Annotated in this window: 24 protein-coding genes and 1 pseudogene; 13 read left to right on the top strand and 12 right to left on the bottom strand. The window is 59.2% G+C overall.

What is annotated here, in order from left to right; genetic code table 11:
• The first annotated feature begins 107 nt into the window (after nucleotides 1-107).
• From ASC74_RS21325 to ASC74_RS21315, 3 genes are all read left to right on the top strand, one after another.
• Nucleotides 108-917, top strand: coding sequence for a glycosyltransferase (locus ASC74_RS21325; RefSeq protein WP_056743820.1), 810 nt, complete (start codon nucleotides 108-110; stop codon nucleotides 915-917).
• An 83-nt stretch (nucleotides 918-1000) separates the two neighbouring features.
• Nucleotides 1001-1804 (top strand): 2OG-Fe(II) oxygenase, encoded by an 804-nt coding sequence (locus tag ASC74_RS21320; RefSeq protein ID WP_046046719.1) that lies wholly within the window; start codon nucleotides 1001-1003, stop codon nucleotides 1802-1804.
• A 41-nt stretch (nucleotides 1805-1845) separates the two neighbouring features.
• Nucleotides 1846-2331 (top strand): GNAT family N-acetyltransferase, encoded by a 486-nt coding sequence (locus ASC74_RS21315; RefSeq protein ID WP_177338872.1) that lies wholly within the window; start codon nucleotides 1846-1848, stop codon nucleotides 2329-2331.
• Nucleotides 2332-2353: 22 nt separating this feature from the next.
• Here ASC74_RS21315 and ASC74_RS21310 read toward each other — a convergent pair whose 3' ends face one another.
• The gene (locus ASC74_RS21310) at nucleotides 2354-2662 is read right to left on the bottom strand and encodes a hypothetical protein (protein WP_056743851.1); all 309 of its coding nucleotides are present in this window, start codon (nucleotides 2660-2662) and stop codon (nucleotides 2354-2356) included.
• Between the two features lie 291 nt (nucleotides 2663-2953).
• Here ASC74_RS21310 and ASC74_RS21305 point away from each other — a divergent pair, with 291 nt between their 5' ends.
• From ASC74_RS21305 to phnE, 4 genes are read left to right on the top strand one after another with little or no spacing between them, the layout of a single operon-like run.
• Nucleotides 2954-3805, top strand: coding sequence for a putative selenate ABC transporter substrate-binding protein (locus tag ASC74_RS21305; RefSeq protein WP_056743818.1), 852 nt, complete (start codon nucleotides 2954-2956; stop codon nucleotides 3803-3805).
• Nucleotides 3802-4599 carry a phosphonate ABC transporter ATP-binding protein gene (locus ASC74_RS21300; protein ID WP_056743816.1) on the top strand — a complete coding sequence of 266 codons (798 nt, stop codon included), beginning with the start codon at nucleotides 3802-3804 and terminating at the stop codon, nucleotides 4597-4599. The genes ASC74_RS21305 and ASC74_RS21300 overlap by 4 nt, the downstream gene beginning before the upstream one ends.
• On the top strand, nucleotides 4593-5420 hold the full coding sequence (locus ASC74_RS21295) for a PhnE/PtxC family ABC transporter permease (protein ID WP_056743814.1): 828 nt from the start codon (nucleotides 4593-4595) through the stop codon (nucleotides 5418-5420). Before ASC74_RS21300 ends, ASC74_RS21295 begins: the two co-directional genes overlap by 7 nt.
• Entirely contained in the window at nucleotides 5417-6184 is a 768-nt protein-coding gene (gene phnE / locus ASC74_RS21290) for a phosphonate ABC transporter, permease protein PhnE (RefSeq protein ID WP_056743812.1), read from the top strand. The genes ASC74_RS21295 and phnE overlap by 4 nt, the downstream gene beginning before the upstream one ends.
• A 38-nt stretch (nucleotides 6185-6222) precedes the next feature.
• On the opposite strand, the gene ASC74_RS21285 is transcribed toward phnE, so the two are convergent.
• The 4 genes from ASC74_RS21285 to ASC74_RS21270 are packed head-to-tail and all read right to left on the bottom strand — an operon-like array spanning nucleotide 6223 to nucleotide 10447.
• Nucleotides 6223-7347 carry an agmatine deiminase family protein gene (locus tag ASC74_RS21285; protein ID WP_056743810.1) on the bottom strand — a complete coding sequence of 375 codons (1125 nt, stop codon included), beginning with the start codon at nucleotides 7345-7347 and terminating at the stop codon, nucleotides 6223-6225.
• A gap of 29 nt (nucleotides 7348-7376) precedes the next feature.
• Nucleotides 7377-8480 carry an extracellular solute-binding protein gene (locus tag ASC74_RS21280; protein ID WP_056743808.1) on the bottom strand — a complete coding sequence of 368 codons (1104 nt, stop codon included), beginning with the start codon at nucleotides 8478-8480 and terminating at the stop codon, nucleotides 7377-7379.
• A 1-nt stretch (nucleotide 8481) separates the two neighbouring features.
• Nucleotides 8482-9390, bottom strand: coding sequence for an N-carbamoylputrescine amidase (gene aguB / locus ASC74_RS21275; RefSeq protein ID WP_056743806.1), 909 nt, complete (start codon nucleotides 9388-9390; stop codon nucleotides 8482-8484).
• Between the two features lie 4 nt (nucleotides 9391-9394).
• Entirely contained in the window at nucleotides 9395-10447 is a 1053-nt protein-coding gene (locus tag ASC74_RS21270) for an agmatine deiminase family protein (RefSeq protein ID WP_056743849.1), read from the bottom strand.
• 147 nt (nucleotides 10448-10594) lie between these two features.
• Between ASC74_RS21270 and ASC74_RS21265 the strand changes: the two genes are divergently transcribed.
• The gene (locus ASC74_RS21265; protein ID WP_056743804.1) at nucleotides 10595-11449 is read left to right on the top strand and encodes a LysR substrate-binding domain-containing protein; all 855 of its coding nucleotides are present in this window, start codon (nucleotides 10595-10597) and stop codon (nucleotides 11447-11449) included.
• A gap of 8 nt (nucleotides 11450-11457) precedes the next feature.
• Here the strand turns inward: ASC74_RS21265 and ASC74_RS21260 are convergent, their stop codons facing one another.
• The 4 genes from ASC74_RS21260 to ASC74_RS21245 all read right to left on the bottom strand — a co-directional run bounded on the left by ASC74_RS21260 (nucleotide 11458) and on the right by ASC74_RS21245 (nucleotide 15451).
• Nucleotides 11458-13053 (bottom strand): MFS transporter, encoded by a 1596-nt coding sequence (locus ASC74_RS21260; protein WP_056743802.1) that lies wholly within the window; start codon nucleotides 13051-13053, stop codon nucleotides 11458-11460.
• Nucleotides 13050-14147 (bottom strand): HlyD family secretion protein, encoded by a 1098-nt coding sequence (locus ASC74_RS21255; protein ID WP_056743800.1) that lies wholly within the window; start codon nucleotides 14145-14147, stop codon nucleotides 13050-13052. Before ASC74_RS21255 ends, ASC74_RS21260 begins: the two co-directional genes overlap by 4 nt.
• Before the next feature lie 95 nt (nucleotides 14148-14242).
• Nucleotides 14243-14656 (bottom strand): cupin domain-containing protein, encoded by a 414-nt coding sequence (locus ASC74_RS21250; protein WP_056743798.1) that lies wholly within the window; start codon nucleotides 14654-14656, stop codon nucleotides 14243-14245.
• A gap of 42 nt (nucleotides 14657-14698) precedes the next feature.
• Nucleotides 14699-15451 (bottom strand): SDR family oxidoreductase, encoded by a 753-nt coding sequence (locus tag ASC74_RS21245; RefSeq protein ID WP_056743796.1) that lies wholly within the window; start codon nucleotides 15449-15451, stop codon nucleotides 14699-14701.
• A 259-nt stretch (nucleotides 15452-15710) separates the two neighbouring features.
• Here ASC74_RS21245 and ASC74_RS21240 point away from each other — a divergent pair, with 259 nt between their 5' ends.
• The 3 genes from ASC74_RS21240 (at nucleotide 15711) to ASC74_RS21230 (ending at nucleotide 18142) form a co-directional block, all read left to right on the top strand.
• Complete coding sequence (locus tag ASC74_RS21240; RefSeq protein ID WP_056743795.1) at nucleotides 15711-17309, top strand: winged helix-turn-helix domain-containing tetratricopeptide repeat protein; 1599 nt, start codon at nucleotides 15711-15713, stop codon at nucleotides 17307-17309.
• Between the two features lie 65 nt (nucleotides 17310-17374).
• Nucleotides 17375-17869 carry a PaaI family thioesterase gene (locus ASC74_RS21235; protein WP_056743793.1) on the top strand — a complete coding sequence of 165 codons (495 nt, stop codon included), beginning with the start codon at nucleotides 17375-17377 and terminating at the stop codon, nucleotides 17867-17869.
• A 54-nt stretch (nucleotides 17870-17923) separates the two neighbouring features.
• The gene (locus tag ASC74_RS21230; protein ID WP_056743791.1) at nucleotides 17924-18142 is read left to right on the top strand and encodes a hypothetical protein; all 219 of its coding nucleotides are present in this window, start codon (nucleotides 17924-17926) and stop codon (nucleotides 18140-18142) included.
• Nucleotides 18143-18432: 290 nt separating this feature from the next.
• Here ASC74_RS21230 and ASC74_RS21220 read toward each other — a convergent pair whose 3' ends face one another.
• The 3 genes and pseudogenes from ASC74_RS21220 to ASC74_RS21210 all read right to left on the bottom strand — a co-directional run bounded on the left by ASC74_RS21220 (nucleotide 18433) and on the right by ASC74_RS21210 (nucleotide 21475).
• Nucleotides 18433-19302 (bottom strand): AraC family transcriptional regulator, encoded by an 870-nt coding sequence (locus ASC74_RS21220; protein ID WP_056743788.1) that lies wholly within the window; start codon nucleotides 19300-19302, stop codon nucleotides 18433-18435.
• 258 nt (nucleotides 19303-19560) lie between these two features.
• A pseudogene (locus tag ASC74_RS21215) lies at nucleotides 19561-19767 on the bottom strand (cupin domain-containing protein); the annotation flags it as partial.
• 25 nt (nucleotides 19768-19792) lie between these two features.
• A complete protein-coding gene (locus ASC74_RS21210; protein ID WP_056743783.1) occupies nucleotides 19793-21475 on the bottom strand; it encodes a tetratricopeptide repeat protein in 1683 nt (560 codons plus the stop codon).
• A 184-nt stretch (nucleotides 21476-21659) separates the two neighbouring features.
• Between ASC74_RS21210 and ASC74_RS21205 the strand changes: the two genes are divergently transcribed.
• Both ASC74_RS21205 and ASC74_RS21200 read left to right on the top strand, forming a co-directional pair.
• A complete protein-coding gene (locus tag ASC74_RS21205) occupies nucleotides 21660-22061 on the top strand; it encodes a hypothetical protein (protein WP_056743781.1) in 402 nt (133 codons plus the stop codon).
• A 153-nt stretch (nucleotides 22062-22214) separates the two neighbouring features.
• Nucleotides 22215-22787, top strand: a complete 573-nt coding sequence (locus ASC74_RS21200; protein ID WP_056743779.1) for a chorismate mutase — start codon at nucleotides 22215-22217, stop codon at nucleotides 22785-22787.
• The last annotated feature ends 1 nt before the right edge of the window (nucleotide 22788 follow it).

Below are 22788 nucleotides of genomic sequence, written 5' to 3'. Positions count from 1 at the left end.
ATTGTGTTTTTATAGTCAAGCAAATCTTGTGCAGACAAATTAGCGAAAGCTGTATACATGCTCAATTATTTCTACAACAAAATGCTATATCATTGGGCGTCTGAACGATGAATAACACTAACTTTCTGGCTGATAACTCTAAAACTTTCAGCATAGTTATAGTCAATTACAAAACACCAGAAATCACCAAAATATGCTTAGACTTATTGCACCAGCATGTGGCCAGTCACAACATCCCAGTATGGGTCGTTGACAACTATTCCGCCGATGAAAGCACTGAGTATTTACGAACGCTTGACTGGATCAATTTAATCGAGCGTTCTGTTTCTGAACCAGAACCTGGGCATGTCGCGCATGGCAAAGCACTTGACCTGGTTTTGGAGCGAGTTGAAACTGATTATTTATTTCTAATGCACACCGATACATTTGTTTTCGACAAAAATGTTTTCCCGATGATGCTGAATAAATGCTTGAAAAACCAAAAAGTCGTAGCCGTCGGTTGTGTTGAGCAATTAAACCGCGGTACCACGAGAACGCTTTGGCGCTTTAGCTCACGACTATTCAAACACCATTTCAGGCACCTGAAAATCTCCATGGGATTACGCTCCAGAGAACCAAAACCGTACAGAGAAGTCTACTTGAAGAGTTTCTGCACATTGTGGAACTGCAAACTTATCAAACAGCACAACATGCATTTTTCGATGGATGATCGGGTGCCTGGCTACACCCTCCAGGACCGCATGACCGAACTTGGCTATGTCGTTGAAATGTTATCACCGCGTAAAATCTTCAGTTATCTGGATCACATGCAGTCTGGCACTGTCGCAGCGGCTGGCGGCTATGAAAAGACTCATAGACGAACCAAAATGTACAACGACATCCTTAAGCGCCTGAAAAAAGAAGACAGCCAAAGTTAAGCGACGAAGAGACACAACGAGCAGTGCGCTGGACGCTGCTTGAAGTCACCAAAACGTCTTTATATCAAGTTATTGGAGCGGTAATGGCACCCATCACTCAAGCACTACCTATGACCCTCTCCCCGGAGCTTGATTTCGACCAGAACGCCGCCAGCGCCTTGGGTTCGTCATTGGCCAGTGGCTATATTCAGGCAACGCCATTTCCGCACATCGTCATCGATAATTTCCTGGATGAAGAGCTGATTGCGAGTATCTGCTCGCACTTCCCAACCGAACCCACCCACAACGAAATGCTCTATGAGCGCGGCTATAAAGGCCAACTAAAACGTCAAATCAGTCCCAACGAATGCCCCCCCTATTTGAAGACTGTTTTCAACGCCTTCAACTCCGCCCCCATGTTGCAGTTTCTTGAAAAGCTCACAGGCATCGAAGGTTTGATACCCGACCCCTACTTCGCTGGTGGCGGCTTGCATGAAACGAAAAGTGGCGGTTTCCTGGGGGTACACTCGGACTTCAGGCTCAACAAAAAGCTTAATGTTGAGCGCAGACTGAATATCATCATTTATCTGAATGAAGACTGGCGAGAGGAATACGGCGGCAACCTTGAACTTTGGGATGTCGGGATGAAGACCTGCCTTAAAAAAGTCCTGCCCATTTACAATCGATGTGTCATTTTCAACACAGACAAAGACAGCAATCATGGGCATCCAGAGCCTTTAACAACGCCAGAGCACATCACGCGCAGGTCTATAGCGCTTTATTACTACACCGCAGGCACCATGGTGATCGATCCTGCACAAAGAAATAAAACCCACTACAAGCCAAGGCCCAAAGATCGTTTAAGCCTAAAGTACTACCTGGCTAAACTAATCAAGAAAAAAAACTAGACTACGAAAGCAGCCATTTCGCGCCATCTTCAGGGAAGATCATGGACATTCGATTGACGGAAGCCAAAGACTGGATATTTTTGAAGCAAGTCCGTCTCGCTGCGCTGTTGGACACGCCGACAGCGTTTGGTGTGAGTTACCAAACGGCCGCTCAATACAGTGACGAGCAGTGGAAAGAGCGAGCCTCGTCAGCGGCCGGAGCGGAATTCTGGTTGGCCATCAAGGACGATAAACCGGTGGGGATGATCGGTGCCGGGGTCAGTCAAGCGAATCGCTACAACCTGATCGGCATGTGGGCTGAACCCGCTGCACGTGGTTCTGGTGTGGCAGCTCAGCTTGTTGAGGCGGTGAAATCTCGCGCGATCGGCAAAGGGCATGATCGCGTTTTCCTGGATGTCTCCCCGGACAATGCAAGAGCCTCGAACTTCTATCTAAAGCAGGGTTTCTCTTTCATCGATGAATGGGAACCTTTGGTCAGTCATCCGCATATCAGGGTTCAGACCATGCTTTGGACTGTACGGAACTGACTAATCAGACGCGGCTGGCCTCTCAGCACGCCCACGTTTGCCCGAGCGTCTCCAGACCGGCCTTTTGCAGATCCTCTGGGCTCATCACAATACGGAACTTGCAGCTGGCGTTGAAGTTGAGAAAAAAGGGCTCCGCCAATGCGGGGATGTCGGAGGGGTCTTGCACGTCGACCACAAAAATCCCACCACGCTTGCCATCCTGCTCGGTAAAGTACGCCGCCTCCGGTTTGATGCTGGTCAGGATGCGTTCAATAACCTCGCCCACCTTCCCGGCTTTGACAAGGGTGTTGAAGGGTTCGTTAGGGCACTCGACCATCAGTAACATCTTCATCATTCAATCCTCTGTTCAACTTGCAACGCTGTAGTGTCATGAAGAATAGCCAAGCGTTAGCCAACCCTCGGGCCGGGTTACGAGCGGTCATGCAACATGGCGATTTCGGGCCGCTAAAAGCGCTAAACCACGTATCATCCTGGCCGGATCGACTTCAGGCTTGTCGCACTAACAATCGGGCCAAAAGCGGTCAATTTCGCTCCATTTCGTCTACCCTCACAAAGCGCCATGCAGCAACCAGCTTGCGCTTGGCGTATCGACATTTTTGCCTTAATGCACCGGAGAATTTTCATGCTCAACCGTACCCTGGCATTGGCTGTCGGCGTGACGCTGTCTTTTTGCACCCTGTTGGCGCAGGCCGCCGACACCCTGAAAGTCAGTGCGATTCCCGATGAAGCCCCGACCGAACTGCTGCGCAAGTTCAAGCCGCTGGGCACCTACCTGGAACAACAATTGGGCATGAAGGTCGAGTTCGTTCCCGTGAGCGACTATCCGGCCGTGGTCGAGGCGCTGGCCACTGACCGAATCGATATGGCCTGGCTGGGCGGCTTCACGTTCGTGCAGGCACGCCTGAAAACCGGCAATGCCATTCCGCTGGTACAGCGCGAACAGGACGCCCAGTTCACCAGCAAATTCATCACCGCCAACCCGGCCGTCAAATCCCTCGCCGACCTCAAGGGCAAGACCTTCGCCTTCGGTTCGGTGTCCTCCACGTCGGGCAGTCTCATGCCGCGCTATTTCATGCTGAAGGACGGCATCAAGCCGGAAACCTACTTCAGTCGCGTGGGCTATTCCGGCGCCCATGACGCCACTGTCGCCTGGGTCCAGGCCGGCAAAGTGGACGCCGGGGTACTGAACGCCAGCGTGTGGGAAAAACTGGTCGCCGCCGGCAAGGTCGACACCACCAAGGTCCGAGTGTTTGCGACCACCCCGGCCTACTACGACTACAACTGGACGGTACGCGGGACCCTCGACCCGGCGCTGGCGGCCAAGATAAAGGCCGCCTTCCTGGCGCTCGATCCGGCGAACCCGAAGGACAAGGAGATTCTGGACCTGCAGGCCGCCAGCCGATTCATCGAAACCAAACCCGAGAACTACAAGGGCATCGAGGAAGCCGCACGCGCTGCCGAACTGCTCAAATGACGTTGCATCTGACCCAGGTCAGCCTTACCCACGTTAACGGCGTCCATGCGTTGCGTGGTGTGGACCTGCACATCGGTGCCAGCGAACAGGTCGCCATCATCGGTCCGTCCGGCGCAGGCAAGTCGAGCCTGCTCAACCTGCTGGCCACCGCCCTGCGACCGGACAACGGCGAGCTGCAGGTGCTCGGCGAGCGAGCCTGGCAGCTGTCTGCCCGCCAGCGTCAGCGTCTGCGCGCGCGCATCGGCCTGATCCATCAAGCGCCCCCGCTGCCACCGCGCCAACGCGTGGTCACTGCGGTTCTGGCTGGAAAGCTGGGTCAGTGGGGCCTGGGCAAAAGTCTGCTGAACTTGCTGCATCCGGTGGATATTCCGGGCGCACGCGCGGCATTGGCGAGGCTCGACCTCAGCGACAAGTTGTTCGCGCAATGTCAGCAACTGTCCGGTGGACAGCTACAGCGCGTGGGCATTGCCCGCGTGCTGTATCAAGCACCCGAAGTGTTGCTGGCCGATGAGCCGGTTTCGGCCATGGACCCGGTGTTGGCCGAGCACACGCTGTCGGTGCTCTGTCGCCATGCCCGGCAGCACAACGTCACCCTGGTCGCCAGCCTACATGCGGTGGAGCTGGCCCTGGCGCACTTTTCGCGGATCATCGGCTTACGTGATGGACAGATCATGTTCGATCTTGCGGCCAGCGAAGTCGACCGCGAGCTGCTCGACAAGCTCTACGCCAACGAACAACTGCAATCCCCACCGATTACTCCGGCGCCCTTGAGTGTGCAGATTCCCCGATGCTGACCCGTGATACCCGAGATCCGGCCACCCGGCCCCGCCTGCTGTTCACCTTACTGGCCCTTGCCTTGCTGTGGCCGGGCATCCACTTCAGCGAACTGGACCTCAGTGTTCTGGTGGCGAGTGACAGTCAGAGCGAGATGGGCCGGTTTGTCTCAGCCTTCTGGCCACCGGCCCATGGCGAGGAATTCGTTGAGCTGTTAATGCAAGCCACCTTGCAGACCCTGGCCATCGCCACGGCCGGCATGGCCCTGGCGTTGTTGTTGGCCGTCCCCGCCAGCCTGCTGGCCAGTCGGGCTCTGTCGCTGTCTGCTGCCTCCCGCGCCGGTCACCCGAGCTATTGGGGTCAACTGCTGCGTTGGCCGGTACGCGGTTTACTGATCTTCCTGCGCAGCGTGCCGGAAATCGTCTGGGCGCTTTTGTTCGTGCGCGCCGTCGGACTGGGCCCGACGGCCGGGGTACTGGCCATCGCCATTACGTACAGCGGCATGTTGGGCAAGGTCTACGCGGAAATTTTCGAGTCGGTCGACCAGCGCCCGGCGCACGCACTGCTGCAGGCTGGCAGCGGTCGGCTCGCAGCCTTTTTCTACGGGATCCTGCCCAATGTGGCTGCGGAACTGCTGTCGTACACGGTGTACCGCTGGGAATGCGCAATCCGCGCCTCGGTGGTGATGGGCTTCGTCGGTGCCGGCGGTTTGGGCCAGCAAATGGACCTGTCGTTGCGCATGTTCGCCGGCGGTGAAGTGGCCAGTTTGTTACTGACGTTTCTCGTCCTGGTACTGCTCGCCGATCAACTCAGCCGCCTGCTGCGCTGGAGGCTGGCATGAATCGCCTGATCAACCTGATGCTGCTCCTGTGTATCGGCGCCGCGGTGGTCGCCTCGTTCATCTACCTGGGCATCGACCTCGGCGAGCTCGGTGGCAGCGGTAACCTGAAGCAAATGAGCGCTTATGCGCAGCGTTTTCTCAGCCCGGACTTGAGCGCGGGCCATCTGCAAGCCATCGGCCACGGCGCCCTGGAAACCATCGCCATGTCCGCCCTCGGCACCCTGCTCGCGGCGGTATTCGGCCTGCTGTTGGCATTGCCCGCGGCCGGGCGCTTCGGCTGGCCTTTGCAGAGCGCGTCGCGTCTGGTGCTCAACGCCTTGCGCGCGGTTCCGGAACTGGTGTGGGCTGCGTTGATGGTCCTCGCCGCCGGGCTCGGCCCCAATGCCGGCACCCTGGCCCTGGCCTTGCACACCACCGGCGTGCTCGGCCGGCTGTTCGCCGAAGCGCTGGAAAACACCCCACCCGAACCGGCCGAAGCCATCCGCTTGCAGGGCGGCAATGCCGTATGGGCGTTCTGTTACGGATCACTGCCCAACCTGTTGCCGCAGCTACTGGCCTACATCCTGTATCGCTGGGAAAACAATATCCGCATGGCCAGTGTGCTCGGCTTCGTCGGCGCCGGTGGTTTGGGGCAAATGCTCTATGTCAGCCTCAGCCTGTTCCAGGAAGCTCAAGCCAGCACGGTCATTCTGGCCATGCTGTTGCTGGTATTTGCCGTCGACACATTGAGCAGCTGGAGCCGTCAACGCTGGGTCAAGGCCTGACGGCTTCGCAGCACCCGATGGCAAAGAGTTGTTCCAGACTAAGCCAACGGTTGGTGACTGGTCACACAGTGGATACCGCCACCACCGGCAGAGATCGCGTCGATGTTGAGCTGCACCACTTCACGGTCCGGGTAGAGTTCAGACAACACATCGAATGCTTTGGAGTCTGCCGCCTTGTCACCAAACTCGGGCGCAATGACGGCCCCGTTGATCACGAAGTAGTTGATGTAGCCTGCCGCAAAGTCCGGGTTGTTGCGGCTGAACTTGCTCTTTCGTGGGTTGAGCGGTGGCGACACGGTATGCACCTGCAGCTTGCGGCCATCGGCATCCGTGGCATTGTTGAGAATGTCCAAATGGGCACGCGTGACGCTGTAATCGTATGACTGAGGGTCGTTGTCGAGGTTGGCGATCACCACGCCTGGCTTGACGAAACGGGCGTAGAAATCGACGTGGGCATCCGTGATGTCCTTCCCTTTGATCCCCGGCAGCCAGATGATCTTGCGCAAGCCCAAGCGCGCCTTCAGCTCTTGCTCGATTTCGGCCTTGCTCCAATCGGGGTTGCGGTTGGCATTGATCCAGCTGCTTTCGGTCATGATCCCGGTGCCATGACCATCCACTTCGATACCACCGCCCTCACCCACCAACTCGCTGCGGATATGACGGGCTTCCACGGTGCTCGCAACCAGAGCGGCCAGTTGCGCATCCTCGCCGTGCTGCTGTTTGTTGCCCCAGCCGTTGAAGTTGAAATCCACGGCGCCGAGCCCGCCTTCCCCATCGATGACGAAGTTGGCGCCGATATCGCGCATCCAGATGTCGTCGAGTTCGCTGGTGACGTAGGTGATGTTAGCCGTGCCGCAATGTTCTTCGGCCAGATCCCGTTCTCGCTCACGACAGAACACGGTCACCGGTTCATATCGTGCGAGGGTGCGAGCGATCAGGCCAATGGCGGCTTGTACGTCGGGGGTGAAATCCTCCCAGATCGCTTCCTGTGCGCCAAAGGCGATGAAGGCCCGCTGATGCCTGTCGCCCTCATCCGGCATACGCCAACTGCCGGGGGTGGCCGCTTGCGCATGCAGGGGCGTCAGGCCAAGCCCGATAGACGCTGCCGCGCCTAAACCGGCGACTACCGATACCTGTTTGATGAACTCACGACGCGTCGACATGTATTGATCCCTGGAATATTTGTCTGAAGTCATTTCGCGGTGGCCGTCTTGAACTTGGTCCAGGTGCGCATGCGCGCTCGCATATCGGGCTGCGGAATGTCCTTGCCCGGAATCAACCGTGCGTAAGTGGCCTCATCGAGGTAAATATCCGGGTTGTTGCGCATGGTCGCATCGACGCTCGGACGTGCCTTGGCATTGGAGGTGGGGTAGCCGGTGAAGTTACTGATGGCGGCCATGTTGTCCGGGCGCATGACGAAGTTGATGAACGCATAAGCGTACTCCGGATGTCTGGCGTCGACCGGAATCGCCATGGCGTCCATCCACACCGTGGTGCCTTCACGGGGAACACGGTATTGGAACGTGGTGCTCTTGCCGGCGGAGTCCGCCGTCCGTTGCGCCTGCGTCATGTCCCCGCTGTAACCGAGCGACAGGCACAGATTGCCGTTCACCAGGTCGGTGACCGGCTGCGACTGGAACTTGCGGATGTACGGCCGTAGTTTGAGCAACAGATCACTCGCCGCGGCCAGGTCCTCGGGCTTGGCGCTGCGTGGCTCCCGGCCCAGATAATTGAGCACCACCGCCAGCACTTCGTCCGGCGAGTCGATCATCGAAATGCCGCAGTCGGCAAATTTGGCAGCCAGCTCCGGTTTGAACAACATGTCGAGGCTGTTGACCGGAGCATCCGGCACACGCTGTTTGATCTGCTCGGCATTGTAGGTCAGGCCGATGGTGCCCCAGGTGTAAGGGACGGTGGCCCGGCGCGAATACTCGTAGTGCGTTCGCAACTTCTGCAAACCGGGTTCGATGTCATCCAGGGCCGTGAGTTTTGACCGGTCCAGCGGTTGCAGGCTGCCGGCACGCATCAAGCGTTCGGCGACGGTGTCGCCCGGGAAGATCAGGTCATAACCGCTGCCGCCGGCGAGCATTTTGGCTTCCAGCGTCTCGCTGCCATCCATGACGTCGTAGATCACTTTGATCCCGGTTTCGGCGGTGAATTTGGCTAGCGTGTCCTCGGCAAAATAGTCGGCCCAGTTGTACAGCCTGAGGGTTTTCTCTTCCGCGTGCAGCGCCGGCAAGGCACAGCCCAGCGCCAGGCCCAAGGCACCGCTCAACAGCTTTTTGATCGTGTGCATATCAAACCTCTTGAGTCTTCCAGCGTGCATGGGTGTGACGACCGTCCTGAGTCAACAGCGCGCCGTACATGTCCGGACGGCGATCGCGGTAAATGCCCCAGCTCAAGCGCTCTTCGCGCATCGCGGCCAGGTCCAGGCTTTGCACCAGCACGCCGGTGCTGTCGCGGTCGGCCTCGGCGAGCAACTTGCCCTTGTGGTTACAGATAAACGACGAGCCGTAGAAGCTCATCTGCAAGGTCGGATCGGTGGTCGCCGCCTCTCGGCCGACGCGATTGGCGGCCACCACCGGCAGCAGGTTGGCGGCGGCGTGGCCGCGCATGGTCATCTGCCAGTGGTCACGGGAATCCAGCGCCGCGCAGCCAGGCTCAGAACCGATGGCGGTAGGAAACAGCAAGACTTCAGCGCCCATCAACGCCAGGCAGCGCGCGGTTTCGGGGAACCACTGATCCCAGCAGATCCCCACACCCAGGCGCCCGAACGCCGTGTCCCAGACACGAAAACCGGTATCGCCGGGACTGAAGTATTCCTTCTCCTGATAGCCGATGGCGTTGGGAATGTGGGTCTTGCGATACACACCCAGCAGGCGCCCGTCGGCATCGGCCACGCTCAAGGAATTGAAGTAAGCATTACCGGCCTTCTCGAACCAGCTCAGCGGCAGCACCACTCCCAACTCTTTGGCCAATGCGGCAAAGCGCTTGAGCACAGGGCTGTATCGATATTCTTCAGCCAGCTCCAGGTGCTTGTGGCTTTGCTCGATGCAGAAATACGGCGTGGCAAACAGCTCCTGCAACAGGATGACCTGGGCGCCTTTGGCCGCGGCTTCGCGCACCAATTGCTCGGCCTGATCGAGGTTGTGTTGCAGATCCCAGGTGCAGGGCATCTGGGTGGTAGCGATGGTCAGAAGCGTCATGGCATCAACCCTCCACCGGCCAGGCGGGCTGTTGCTGGGTGATGCAATGCACACCGCCACCGCCGTGGGCCAGGTGATTGATCCGCACCGGCACCACTTCGCGCCCCGGGAATGCCTGCTGCAGTACAGCGGCCGCCACGTTGTCGGCATCAATGCCATAGGCCGGCATGATGATGGCGTCGTTGGCGATGTAGAAGTTGGTGTAGGAGGCACAGAACACTTCAGCTTCGGTGTCCACGGCATCGGTGGCTTCATACAATTCGATCAGCTCGAACTGTCGGCCTCGGGCATCGGTGGCCAGCACCAGAGCACGCCGGTTTTCGCGAGCCACTTCGGCATACACCGAGTGCTGGTCGTGGGTGGCGTCCACCAGCAAAACCCCAGGGCGGGCGAACGCGCACACGCCATCGACGTGGCCGTCAGTCATGTCACCGGTCACATAGTCCGGATCGCCTGGCAGCCAGATCGTTTTTTTCACACCCAGCAGTCGCGAGAAGATTTCCTCCATCTCCGCCTTGTTCATCCCCGGGTTGCGATTGGGGTTGAGCAACACCGACTCGGTGGTGATCAGCGTGCCCTCGCCGTCCACATGGATGGCCCCGCCTTCATTGCTCAGCGCGGTACCAAAGCACTCCACGCCCAAGTGATTGAGTGCGCGACGAGCCAGGCTTTCGTCCAGATCATGGGCCGACTTGCCGCCCCACGCGTTGAAGCGCCAGCTCACCCCGGCCAGACCTTGTTGCGGATGGCAGACGAAGCTTGGACCGGAGTCCCGGCACCAGCTGTCGTTCACCGCCAGCTCGATCAATTCGATGTTCGGCCCGCATAACGCTTTGGCACTGGCAATAGCAGAAGGGTCGACGACCAGTTTCACCGGTTCGAAACGGGCGATGGCGTTGGCCACGCGAGCGAAGTCCTCTTGCACCAGCGGCAATGTCACGCCCCAACCGGACTCCCAGAGTACCGTGTTGTGCGGCCAGACCATCCAGGTGGCGGCGTGCCTGACCCACTCGGCCGGCATCATCCAACCGCTGTTTCGAATTTCATTCTGCTGCATGACATGCTGCATGATAAAAAGCCCTTTAAGTTAAGCCATTGTGTTCAACAAAACTGCTTGGGTGATCCTGGCATGCATGCTACGGCCGTAAAATCAGGCAAACAAACGATGGATTTTGCAGACAAATGATTAGAGGAACTTATCAATATGCTCAAGCACTGGCCGCCACTCAGCACCCTTCGCGGCTTTGAAGCCGCCGCCCGGCTGGGCAGTTTCCACAAGGCGGCCGCCGAGTTGCACCTCACCCAATCGGCGATCAGTCAGCAGATCCGCAGCCTTGAGGCGTACCTCGAACAACCCTTGTTCTTTCGCAGTGGACGCAGCGTCAGCCTGACCGACGCCGGTCACGACCTGCTCAGCACCACCCAGGCGTTGCTGCAACAACTGGCCGTCGGCATTCGCCGCCTCGGGCAATACCAGAAACCCAACCAACTGGTCCTCAACACCACTCCGGCGTTCGCCCGTCACTGGTTGCTGCCACGCTTGGGGGATTTTCGCCGCGAGCATCCGGACGTTGATCTGTGGATTTTCAGTACCGATGAAGTCCCGGACATGACCACCCAGACCATCGACCTCGCAGTGCGCGATGACATCAGCTCCCAAGCCGAGTGCAGCTTCAAGGTGCTGCACGCCGACCGCCTCTATCCGGCGTGTCACCCGAGCCTTTTGGCGTTGCCACAGGAACAGCGCACCACCCTTCACGGTGAGCGGGAAATGGATTGGAGTCACTGGGCGGTGGAGGCTGGCATCGATGTCGGCCAGAAAGATCAGGGGCTGAATTTCTCCGACCCTGGCCTGCTGCTGGACGCCGCGTGCGCGGGGCTCGGTATCGCCCTGGTCAGCCAGTTATTGAGTCGGCAGGCGCGCGCCCAAGGATTGTTGCAACCCTTGGTGGAGCAAACCATTCGCGGCCCGAACTGGGCCATGCTGACCCATCGTGACAGTGAGAATAATGCGCTGGCGCGAAGCTTTAGCGAGTGGCTGCTGAGTAACCTGGACTGAGTGAAACCTCACCCCACGGTTCGCGCAGCGCGCACTTTCGCGTGTCGCGAGAGTCCGATCTTGATGCCAACCAGCATGGGGGCGGCGACGACAAAAAGCAGGGCGACAGCAATGAACGCGGTGTCGAAGGCAATCACCGTGGCCTGACCTGACACGACCCGGCCCAAGAGGCTCACCGCTGCCCGGCCAGCGGCCGCTGCATCCATCCCTTTCACCGTCAGCATGGCTGTCGTGGTCGTCAGCCGTTCGATGACCGCGGCCCCTCCCGGGGTGACATTGGCGCCGAGGACCACGGCATTGGCGAAGACGTTATGGTCGATCAGTGTCTGGAGTCCTGCGACGCCCATCAGACCGCCCAACTGGCGCCCCGTATTGAAGAGGCCTATACCGCAGGCGAGGTTGCGGCTGTTGAGGTCGCTGAACGCGATCAGCGTGATCGACAGAAAGAGAAAGCCAAGGCCCAGACCGCGCAACAGGATGGCTACCATCATGTCGTCCGTGCCGCTTTCGCTGGTCGAACCGGACAGCATCCACATCGCAACCATGATCATCAGGATTCCAAAGGGCACGGTGGCGACCGGCGGAACGCGGCGGACCTGCATGAGATAAGCCGATATGAGCAGTCCGCCGATAAACAACCCGCCACTGGGCAACAGGAGCAGGCCGGCATCGGTAGGCGTGAACGCGAGGACCGACAGGGCGAACGCCGGGATCAAAAACGCGCTGCCGAACAAGGCGGCACCGGCGACAAAACTGACGATAAAGGCGAAGGAAAAGTCGCTCGATTTGAACAGGGTAAAGTCGAGCAGACCTTGGCCTTTGGCCAACACTTGTTGGCCGAGAAATGCCAGCAGCGCGGCTGTGCCGATCACGCTCAGCCAGAGGATGCGTGGCTCTTCGAACCAGTCCCATCGACTGCCCTGGCTGAGAACGTAAGTGAAGCAGAACAGCGTGGCAGCGATCAGCGCGAAGCCGACCCAGTCAAATGGACGGTGCCGGACCTTGGCTGGCATCGGGCCGTCTGCGATCAGCAGAAATCCGGTCGCCGCCAAGGCCACCGGAACAACACTGAAGAAAATCCACGTCCAGGACTGGCTATCGATCAACCACCCTTGAAGGGCCGGGGCGAGCGTCGCAGACGCGACAACGGCACCCATGGCAAACAGGGCTTGAAGGATGGGTTGGTGAGATCGCGCAAAGGTGCGAAATATGATTGCCTGCCCCCCGACCAGCAGGGTGCCGCCAGCGAAGCCCTGAATAATTCGAAGCGCGATCAGCACGTCCAGCCGAGCCGTGATGGCAGCAATACCGCATGCCATGCCCATGGCCAGGGTTGAGCCGATGATCACATGACGCGGATTAAAACGCGTCAGCAGCCAAGGCGCGGTCATGAACCCGATCAGCTTGAGCGCGGTGTAGCCGATATCCAGCCAGGCGAACTCATCAGGCGTTGCATAGGTATCGCCGATGATGTCGCCGCGTCCGAGCGACAGAACGGTGCTGGCGATCGCTTCCGTCAGCGTGGCAAGCACGATGCCCACCATGAGCAAGACACCGGTCGTAGCGCGGGTGTTGCTCCGCGTCGCGCTGGCATCCGCGCTCATGATCCCTCCCCGTGCGTGACCTCAACTCGGGCGGACAGGCCCGGCACGATGCGGCCCGGCAATGGGTTGTGGACAAGCCGGATCTTCACCGGAACACGCTGCACGATACGCACAAAGTTGCCGGTCGCATTGTCGGTGGGGAGCAGGCTGAACGCCGACCCGCTACCCGGTGCAAAGCTGTCGACCACGCCTTCAAGTACCCCGCTGGGGTAGCCGTCGACTGTGATGCGCACGCGCTGACCGGGGCGGATTTGTTCGAGCTGGGTTTCCTTGAAATTCGCCACGATCCACACATCATTGACCGGCACGATATCGAGCAAAGAAACGCCCGTCGTAACAAAGCGGCCGATGCGAACCTGGCGGTTACCGACCACGCCATCAACCGGCGCGCGTACCACGGTGCTGTCGAGATCGATCTGGGCGAGATCTCGTGCGGCCTGCGCCTGCGTCACCGCAGCCACGGCAGCTTCCCGCTCGGCCACAAGGACGGCGATGTGTTGCTGTTGCGCCTCCACCGATGCCGAAGCGGCCGATACCGTCGCCTCGGCTCTGGATTGTGCCGCGCCGGTTTCATCGACCAGCGCTTGGCTGACCGCGTTGCTGACGATAAGTTTGCGGCTGCGATCGTGGGTTTTGGTCGCCAGATTCATCTCGGCCACGCCCGAGCGTCTCTGGGCTTCGGCCTGTCGAATCAGGGCACGCTGAAGCTGGGTTTGCGCGTCGACATGGGTCAGGCGAGCCTGGGCAGCGCTGACATTGGCCACGGCTTGCGCCAGCCGTGCGCGGTAGTCCCGATCATCGATACGGAACAGGACGTCACCGGCCCGGACGGTTTGGTTGTCCTCGACCTCTACCGCAGTGACATAGCCGGCAACCTTTGCGGCGAGCGACGTGACGTCGCCGCGCACGTAAGCGTTGTCGGTGGAAGTCGCACCGCTCGAAAGCGCCAGGGCCCATCCGCCAGCCAGGACCACCACGGCACCGATGCACAGCAGGATGCCGATCTTCTTTCTCTTGCTTTGCCGCACCACCACGACAGGGATCTCGGCGCTTGCGCCGGTGGCAATGGCGGCCTTGTCCTGAAGCGAGTTCATGTTGTCATTTCCTGTTCAATGCCTGGGACTACAGCAGCCACGGGCGGCAGTGGCCTGCCGCCCGGCTGTCGAGCATTCATGAGCGCGTCATCGGCTCACTTTTTGATCGGTGTAACGAGCGTCTTTTCATCGGTGTCGAGGACGAACACGGCCAACAGGCGTGCGGGTTGGGTGTCGCTGGCGTTGGCGCTGACTTCGTGTACGGAGCCCGGCTCCTCTACAAAGTTTTCGCCGACCTTGTAAATCTTTTCCGGCTGGCCTTTGACTTTGATGCGAAACGAGCCCTCCAGGACCGTTGCATAAATGAAGGCCGTTTTCGGATGGGTGTGGGACGGCGACGCAGCGCCCGGCCCATACTCGACGACTACGCCCTTCATGCTCTTGCCAGGGATGTTGGGAATGGGACGGTCAAACACGACCGTCACCTTGCCGGCAGGCGGCTCAGCGGCCGACGCTGCGCTGATCGACAGCACTGCAAAGGCAGCGGCCAAGAGGTATCGGGTAAACATGACAAATCTCCTTCTTGGTGTGAGTTGTGACGTCGCGGCCTGTTACCCGGCCGTCGACTGACTGAGCCAGTCTTCGAAGCGGATCGCGCCCAGACGCGGGTTCTTGCCGGGGGTCAGCGATTGATCGTCAAGCACGGCGCCGTAGTAGCGCGCGTGTACGTCCGGTACGACCTGGCGAGTATCCTGAGTGGCCCGCAGAAAGCGCCTGATCAGCTCGTCTAGCGGCATGGCCTCGGGCCCCGCGACTTCGACCGTGCCATTGAGCGGTGCTGCCAGCACGACGTCGGTGAGCGCCGCCACCACGTCGTCGGACGCCAACGGCTGGATCAGCGCCGGCGAAACGCACAGCTCTTCGCCGACGGCAAACGAATCGGCAATGCCGCCGACAAATTCGAAGAACTGCGTGGCACGCAAGATGGAGTAAGGAATGCCGGATGCCTTGATCAGGTTTTCCTGCGCGACCTTGGCCCGGAAATAGCCGTTCTCGGGAAGCCGTTCGCTCCCGACAATCGACAGGGCAACGTGATGGCGAACCCCGGCGGCGGCTTCGGCGGCCAGCACGTTACGGCTCGACGTTTCGAAGAATTCGAGGACGGCCTGGTCCTCCCACGACGGCGCGTTCGCCACGTCGACGACGATGTCAGCACCATCCATCGCCTGGGCCAAACCCTCGCGGGTGATGCTGTTTACGCCCGTGCTGGGGCTGGCTGCGAGCACGTCATGACCGCGCTCGCGGAGGTTGTTCACAAGTTTCGATCCGATGAGGCCGGAGCCTCCGATGACGACGATCTTCATGGGCTTTCTCCACGTGTCGACTGCAACCATTGCGTCGGTGTAAAGGGAGATTGCCTGCGCGCGTCAGCGAAGTCCTTGTGCCTGCTGTGGGTTTCCCTCCATGAACGCTTGGTTTTACGTCCAAAGAGGCCGCGGCCCGACGTCGTCATTGCTGCGGACGGTGCGGCGGGTTTAGCGCTGCCGTATCATCAATTTCAAATACTAATCGCCAGTCGCCTGGAACACGGAGTTGAGGGCGCTTCGCCAGGGGAACCTCACTTTGCCATTCGTGTTTGAAGACTACGTGCTCGATCAGGAGCGCAGGGAGCTCACCTTGCGCGGACACGTCGTGGACATCGGGCCGCAAGTTTTCGACTTATTGCTGCAGCTCGTCAGCAACCGCGATCGCGTCGTCAGCAAGGACGACCTGCTCAAGACGGTGTGGTGCGGTCGGATCGTTTCGGAATCGACGATCACCAGCCACATCAATGCGGTGCGCAAGGCCATCGGCGATAGCGGCGAAGAACAACGACTGGTGCGCACGGTCGCCCGCAAGGGCTACCGCTTCGTCGGCGAGATCAAGGTCGGCGAGATCGGCGGAGCACGACAGCCTGACGGGCCAGGCACCGGCGAAATCGCGCCCGTGGACCCGAAGCAAACACCTCCCTTCTCGCTCGTCCTCCCGGACAAACCCTCCATTACCGTCCTGCCCTTCCACAACCTGAGCGGTGATCCGGAGCAGGAATATTTCGCCGACGGCATGGTCGAGGACATCATCGCCGCCCTGTCGCGTATCCGTTGGTTGTTCGTCATCGCGCGCAATTCGAGCTTCACCTACAAGGGCCGCGCGGTGGACATCAAGGGCATCGGCCAGGAGCTCGGCGTGCGCTACGTGCTCGAAGGTAGCGTGCGCAAGTCCGGAAACAAGGTACGCATCACCGGGCAGCTCATCGACGCAACAAACGGGACGCATATCTGGGCGGAACGCTTCGAAGGCACGCTCGACGACATCTTTGAACTGCAGGATCAAATTGCCGGAAGTGTCGTCGGCGCCATCGCGCCGCAGCTGGAGCGTGCGGAAATCGAACGCGCCAAGCGTAAACCGACGGAAAGCCTGGACGCCTACGACTATTACCTGCGCGGCATGGCAAAACTGCACAGCGGCACCCGGGAAGCCATCGAGGTGGCGCTGCCGTTGTTCTACAAGGCCATCGAGCTCGACCCGGAATTTTCATCGGCCTATGGCATGGCATCCTGGTGCCATTTCTGGCGCAAGTTGAATGGCTGGATGATCGATCGGACTCAAGAGATCGCCGAAGGCATACGGCTTGCGCGGCTGGCGGTGGCACTCGGCCGGGATGATGCGGTGGCGCTGACGCGAGGCGGACATGCGCTTGCCCATCTCGCTGGCGATGTCGATGGCGGCATTGCCCTGCTCGACAGGGCACGCCTGCTCAATCCCAACCTCGCCCCCGCCTGGTTCCTGGGCGGTATCCTGCGCGCACTGCGCGGTGAAACAGACGAAGCGATTGAGCATTTGACCCATGCCGTTCGCTTGAGTCCGCTGGACCCGGAAATGTTCCGGATGCAGGTGGGAATGGCACTCGCGTATTTCTTCGCCGGGCGCTACGACGCCGCTTCGACCTGGGCGGAGAAGGCGCTGGGGAACCTGCCCACCCTCCTGCCCTCGGTTGCCCTGATGGCGGCCAGTCATGCGCTCACCGGGCAAATGGACAAAGCGAAGCAGGCGATACAGCGCCTGCACGAGCTGGAACCCTCGTTGCGCGTCTCCAACCTGAAAGACTGGCTGCCCATCCAACGGCCCGAGGATCTCGCGCGGTTCGCGGATGGACTGCGGCTGGCCGGGTTGCCCGAGTGACCGCGGCCCGATTGCAGCGTTAAAATTCGACAGATTTTGTTCACATTTTTGAGGATGACCACCGTATGTCCAGGCTCGACACCTCCCTGCAAGACACCGCCGCACCTGAAGGCGTTTGTTACGGCTGCGGCAGCAGTAATCCGCACGGGCTTCACATCAAGAGCGTCTGGCATGAGGACGGCGTGCACGTCATGGCCGAACACGTGCCTGACGCCAAGTATTGCGGCTGGCCGGATCTGGTTTACGGCGGGCTGATAGCGATGCTGGTTGACTGCCATTCAAACTGGACGGCGATGGCTTATCACTACCGTACGGAGCACCGCGAAGTCGCAAGCCTCCCCCGCATCAATTGCGTCACTGGCAACCTTGGCATCAAGTTCCTCAAACCGACACCGATGGGTGTACCGCTGACCCTGCGCGCGAAAGTCGAAGGTGAAGTCGGACGCAAAACTCGCGTCATCTGCGAGGTCTACGCGGGGGATGTGCTGACGGCTATTGGAGACTCCGTTTTTGTTCGTGTAGATACCGAGCAACAGGCAGCGGTTGCTCATAGTCGGTAGGTTGCTTCCACGGTTGGCAGGATCCGCCAGAGTTCACCATCAAGTGAGGTTCAAATGGACAGCACACCGGGGCTGGAAATCGAGGAGGCTGCCTATAACGAATTTTTCGGCCTTTGGAACCAGGGAAGGTTCGAGAAGCAGCGCCTGGGTCAAGCCTTCTATCACTATTTCCGTCTGCATCGCCTCACCGACCAAGCGTCCTTGTTTGGCCTCTATGAGGCTGACGGGGAGAAAGCTCTGATCACGATTTCACGCCTGTTTCAGATCAAATAGCCGCTCTTTCTGAAGGGCTGAAATCGGCCGATTGTGTTGAAAAAGTCGGTCCTTCCAGACTGCCCGCATTCTGGTTGCTGAAAACGCCTTTTTTGCGCGCAGCTACGCGGAATCTGAGCCTGGAACCCTCTGCTCATAGAAAAGATTTCAATCTCAAGCGCGTACTTTTCTGCCGTGGAAACCATGGTCGACTTTTTCAATAGAATCGGCCAATAGCTACCCCTTGGCGAGAGGCAGCTTACAACGATGAACTCAACGACGATCGTTTCAAACCAGCAGCGACCTGTCCGCTATTGCAAAGGCACATAAATATCGGTCTGCCATTGATCCTGCGGTGTCTCGGGGAAAATGCTTAGATAATCGAAGAACAGCGGCTGGTCTCGAAGCTCCTCGCCGCTGGTAGGGAGCCAGTCGCGATAGATCGGATAGATCGATTCGCCGATGTGATCCGTCGAGCCCACGTGACGCACCACGACGCAGCGCCCGCCAGGGATAACCCTCTCGGTCACGCCGAACTCATTCGCTGCTACCGCCTCGTGAATCTCGCCGCAGATTGCAAACCGGAACTCTTCGGCCGGGGTTGTATCGGGGTTGCCGAAAGGAATACCAAAGCTGCGACTTGATGCCACCGGCGACTGTCCGCTCTGCATGCGCCACTCGATAAATTTACGCACGCTCTCATTAATGAGCCCCGGCGCTCCGCAATGCTCTAATGCTGCAACCCTGACTTCACGAAACTCCACAATTCGTATCTGCATGATGATGCTCCTGGAAAAATGAGGGATGGTGAACACCGCACTCCAGACCTGCCAATTCGGTTGCTTCCTGAATGCACTCGGCGTCGTACCGAACGCCCGCCTGAACGCCCTGGAAAATGCTTCGGGGCTTTCGAAACCCGCACCGAAAGCGGCGTCCAGCACCGAGTAATCCGAGAGGGAAGACAAGCAATGCGCCGCGCGTCGTAGTCGCATCAGTTGTACATAACGTGAAACCGGCACGCCCACGAACGCGGTGAATTGTCGATGGAAGTGAAACGCCGAAAAATTCGCGACTTGGCTCAACATCTTCACGGACAAGTCACCTCCGAGATTGGCGTCGATGTAGGCGAGCACCAGGTCGAAGCGTTTTGTGTAGGCGGCGTTGCTCAGCAAGTCAGACACTGGATGGAGGCTCCGGGAAATACGGTAGGCAATAGAGTCGACTATACCGGCGTGCCCGCGCCTAGCCGTGTTTGCTCAGGTCGCGATTGAATTGCCTGTTCGACGTGGCCGCCTTGGATGCACCGTCTTGAAGGCTACCGGTCAGTTCATCTGAGCCTCCGATTGTAAATCCTGTACGACCGATAACTTTGGGTTGTGGATTCAACCGGTCGATGCAACAGATTGGCTAAATCGTTCAGCATCCTCAAAGAGCCACAACGGGCGCGGCAAAAAAATCAGACTGGGTTGGGTGAGCAGCAAGTCTTTCCGGTCGACCCCCTGCAAAGTGACGCTACCTGCCCGCAGCAGGTGAATATGCCCGCGCTGGTCAGCGCCATCGTATGACGCCATGCCGCAAAGATTGCCGTTGTAAAACAGGCTTGCGCACACGCCGAACTGCGACAACAACGTAAACAAGCGATCCATAGGCAATCTCCGGCGCTTTCGTGCATCACTGACAACACCCCGCCCCAACACGGCAAAAACACGAGGCCTTAATCTCCACATCCGCCCGGGCCATGGCCAGAGCAAGGCGGGTCTGGGCGGCGGCAGCTTCGGCATCCAGACCCAGTCGTTTCAGGCATTCCACATAGCCGTGCAGGCTCCACACATTGTCCAGATGCCAGGACGCACGACTCAGTGTGTTGTCCAGTCCCAGATCGGCTCGATAGGCCTGCAACGCTTCTTCTACCCTGCCCTGCTCCAGAAGCAACGCGCCCAACGCATGCCTGACCGGTTGCATCCAGCCCCATGGTTCGTCGTAAGGCAGGTTGTCGTCCAGAGACAGTGCCTGGCGCAAGTGGGCGAAGGCGTCGTCGTAATTGCCTTTACGGTACTCGATTTCCCCGCGCAGCATGCCGGCGGCAACCGCCAGAATGTCGGTGCATTTATTGTTGAAGAGGTAGCGGGTGTCCGGCACTCGGGTCCAGGCGTCGAGGAAGAGACGTTGTTCGGCTTCTGCGGCGGCGATATACCCGGTGGCCGCATGCGCCACGCCTCTGGCGTAATGCAGCATCGCCGTGGTCACGCAGTACAGCGCCTGGTCGTTCGGCAGCGGGGTGGCGAGGATGTCCTGCCATTTGCCGAAGCGAATCTGCACATGCACCTTCATCGACACGAAGCCTTCCAGCCAGTCGGCCATGGGGGGTTGCTCCACGCGAAGCAGTTCTTCCCTGATGGTCGACATCAGTTGATTGGCGGCTTCCAGGGCCGGTTGGTACTGCCCGAGGAACATCGCCGAATAGAGTTTGAAGTGGTAGTTGTGGCATCGATACAGAGTGTAGAAGTTGATTGGTCCTTCCTGTTCCAGGTACTTGCTGTCGGCCAGGATTGCCCGGCTATTGGTGACCATGGCCCCACGGTAATCACCGCAGAGCACGTCGATGTGCGACGGCATATGGCGCAAATGTCCCGCATCCGGCACCAGGTCACGCAGGACATCGCCGGCGCGCAATGCCCGTTCCGGGTAGGGCGACATTTCCAGGGTGTGGACGTACATGTGCAGCACGCCGGGGTGCGGCGCATCGCCGTGCTGCTCCATCCGCCGTAGCGCCCGTTCCAGTACGTCTACCGTTTCAAGCGTGTCGGCGCCCGGCGCCGGTTTACCGGTTTTCAGGTCCCACAATTGCCAGGGTGTGCGGTCGATCAACGCTTCGGCAAACAGCGCAACGACATCGGGATCTTCGGGAAAGGCTTTGTAGACATCGCGCATGGACGCGGCGTAGGCATCGTTCCAGGTGAAGAGTTGGTCGAGGCTGGTGGCCTGGTCGGCCTGGTCGGCCTGGTAGCGTTGCTCCAGCGTGTGGATCAGCGCCTGTTCCACCGGTGTTGCGCCGTCGATATGCGCCAGCGCGGTTTGCGTCGCCAGTCGGGCCTGGGCCACGGCCTCTTTCAACTCCTGTTCGATGAAGGCATCCCAACGCTTGTTGTAGTTGGGGCCCGAAGCGTAAGCGATGCCCCAGTAGGCCATCGCGCAATCGCGGTCGTGTTCGATCGCCTTGTGGAAACAGCGTATGGATTCGTCGTGGTTGTAGCCGTAGCACCAAACCAAGCCACGATCGAACCAGCGCTGGGCCTGGGACGAGTGGGTCGTAACAGGGCGGCTGTAGGTGCCCAAATCGTAATAGTCGTGCATCGATTTATCCTCTCGACCAGAGAGGTCCAGCATACCCCCGCGGTTCTGGCTGAGCGGTAGAGCCGACGACAGGAGGATCATTGCCGGCGTCGATAGTCACCATCACCTCAATGAAGTTCTCATAAAAAATCCGCGGCGTAACATCAGCCCCATACCCAACAACTACACCCCGGAGCACACCATCATGAAACGCCAAATCCTTCTCAGCATCGCTTTCTCGGTTTTTGCAGTAAACGCTTTCGCTGCTACCTCTGCTCACCCGGTTGTCGCTGAAGGCGGCTCGGATCGTCTGATTGAAAGTCGTGTGGCTGAGGGTGGTTCGGATCGTTTGATCGAAAATCGTGTGGCTGAAGGTGGTTCCGACCGTCTGATCGAGAAACGTGTTGCCGAAGGTGGTTCGGATCGTCTGATCGAAAACCGCGTTGCTGAAGGTGGTTCCGACCGTCTGATCGAGAAACGTGTTGCCGAAGGTGGTTCGGATCGTCTGATCGAAAACCGCGTCGCTGAAGGTGGTTCAGATCGTCTGATCGAGAACCGCGTCGCTGAAGGTGGTTCCGACCGTCTGATCGAAAACCGCGCTGCATAAATGAATGGCTTTACCGAAGTACTCAACGAAAAGCCCGGCCTGACAAGCCGGGCTTTTTCGTGCACAAAATAAATCGATCCCTGCTTAATGCCTCCGCCGCACCTGTGATACATAACACCTGATTGTGAGTCCCGTACCCAATGAGGTTTGCCCATGCTCCACTCCCCACGCTTACCGCAACTGCTGACCTGCGCCGTCCTCGGTTTACTCGCCAGCAGCGCACAGGCCAGCGCGCCCTCCCCGGCACCCGATAGCTTGCAACCGCTGCTGGTAACGTTGAACGAACGCCTGAGCATTGCTGATCTTGTGGCGCTGACCAAGTGGGACAGTGGCAAACCGATCCAGGACAGTGCCCGGGAAGCACAAGTCATCGCCAACGCCAGGAAGCTGGCCGTTGAGCGCAAACTGGACCCGGACGAAATAGCCGAATTGATCGCCGCACAGATTGAAGCCAACAAGCTGGTGCAATACGGGCTGGTGGCCCAATGGCGAGCGGTTGGCAAGGCGCCTGACACGCCGCGGCCAGACCTCGCCAATCAAATCCGGCCACAGCTCGATGAGCTGCAAAACCGCCTGTTGCAGCAATACGCCGCCTTCGCGCCCTATCGCAATGACCCGCAATGCGCGGACTGGCTAGCCAAAGAACGATCCAGCCTGATCAAGGACGGTCTGCATGGTCAGGCACTGATCCGCGCCACCGGGGAACTGTGCGTCGCTGCTCAGTAGC

The sequence above is a fragment of the Pseudomonas sp. Root329 genome (assembly GCF_001424925.1).
Taxonomy (GTDB): Bacteria; Pseudomonadota; Gammaproteobacteria; order Pseudomonadales; family Pseudomonadaceae; genus Aquipseudomonas; species Aquipseudomonas arabinosi.
The sequence above is the reverse complement of the archived record's forward strand: the minus strand, read 5'-3'. Positions and strand labels throughout refer to the sequence as shown.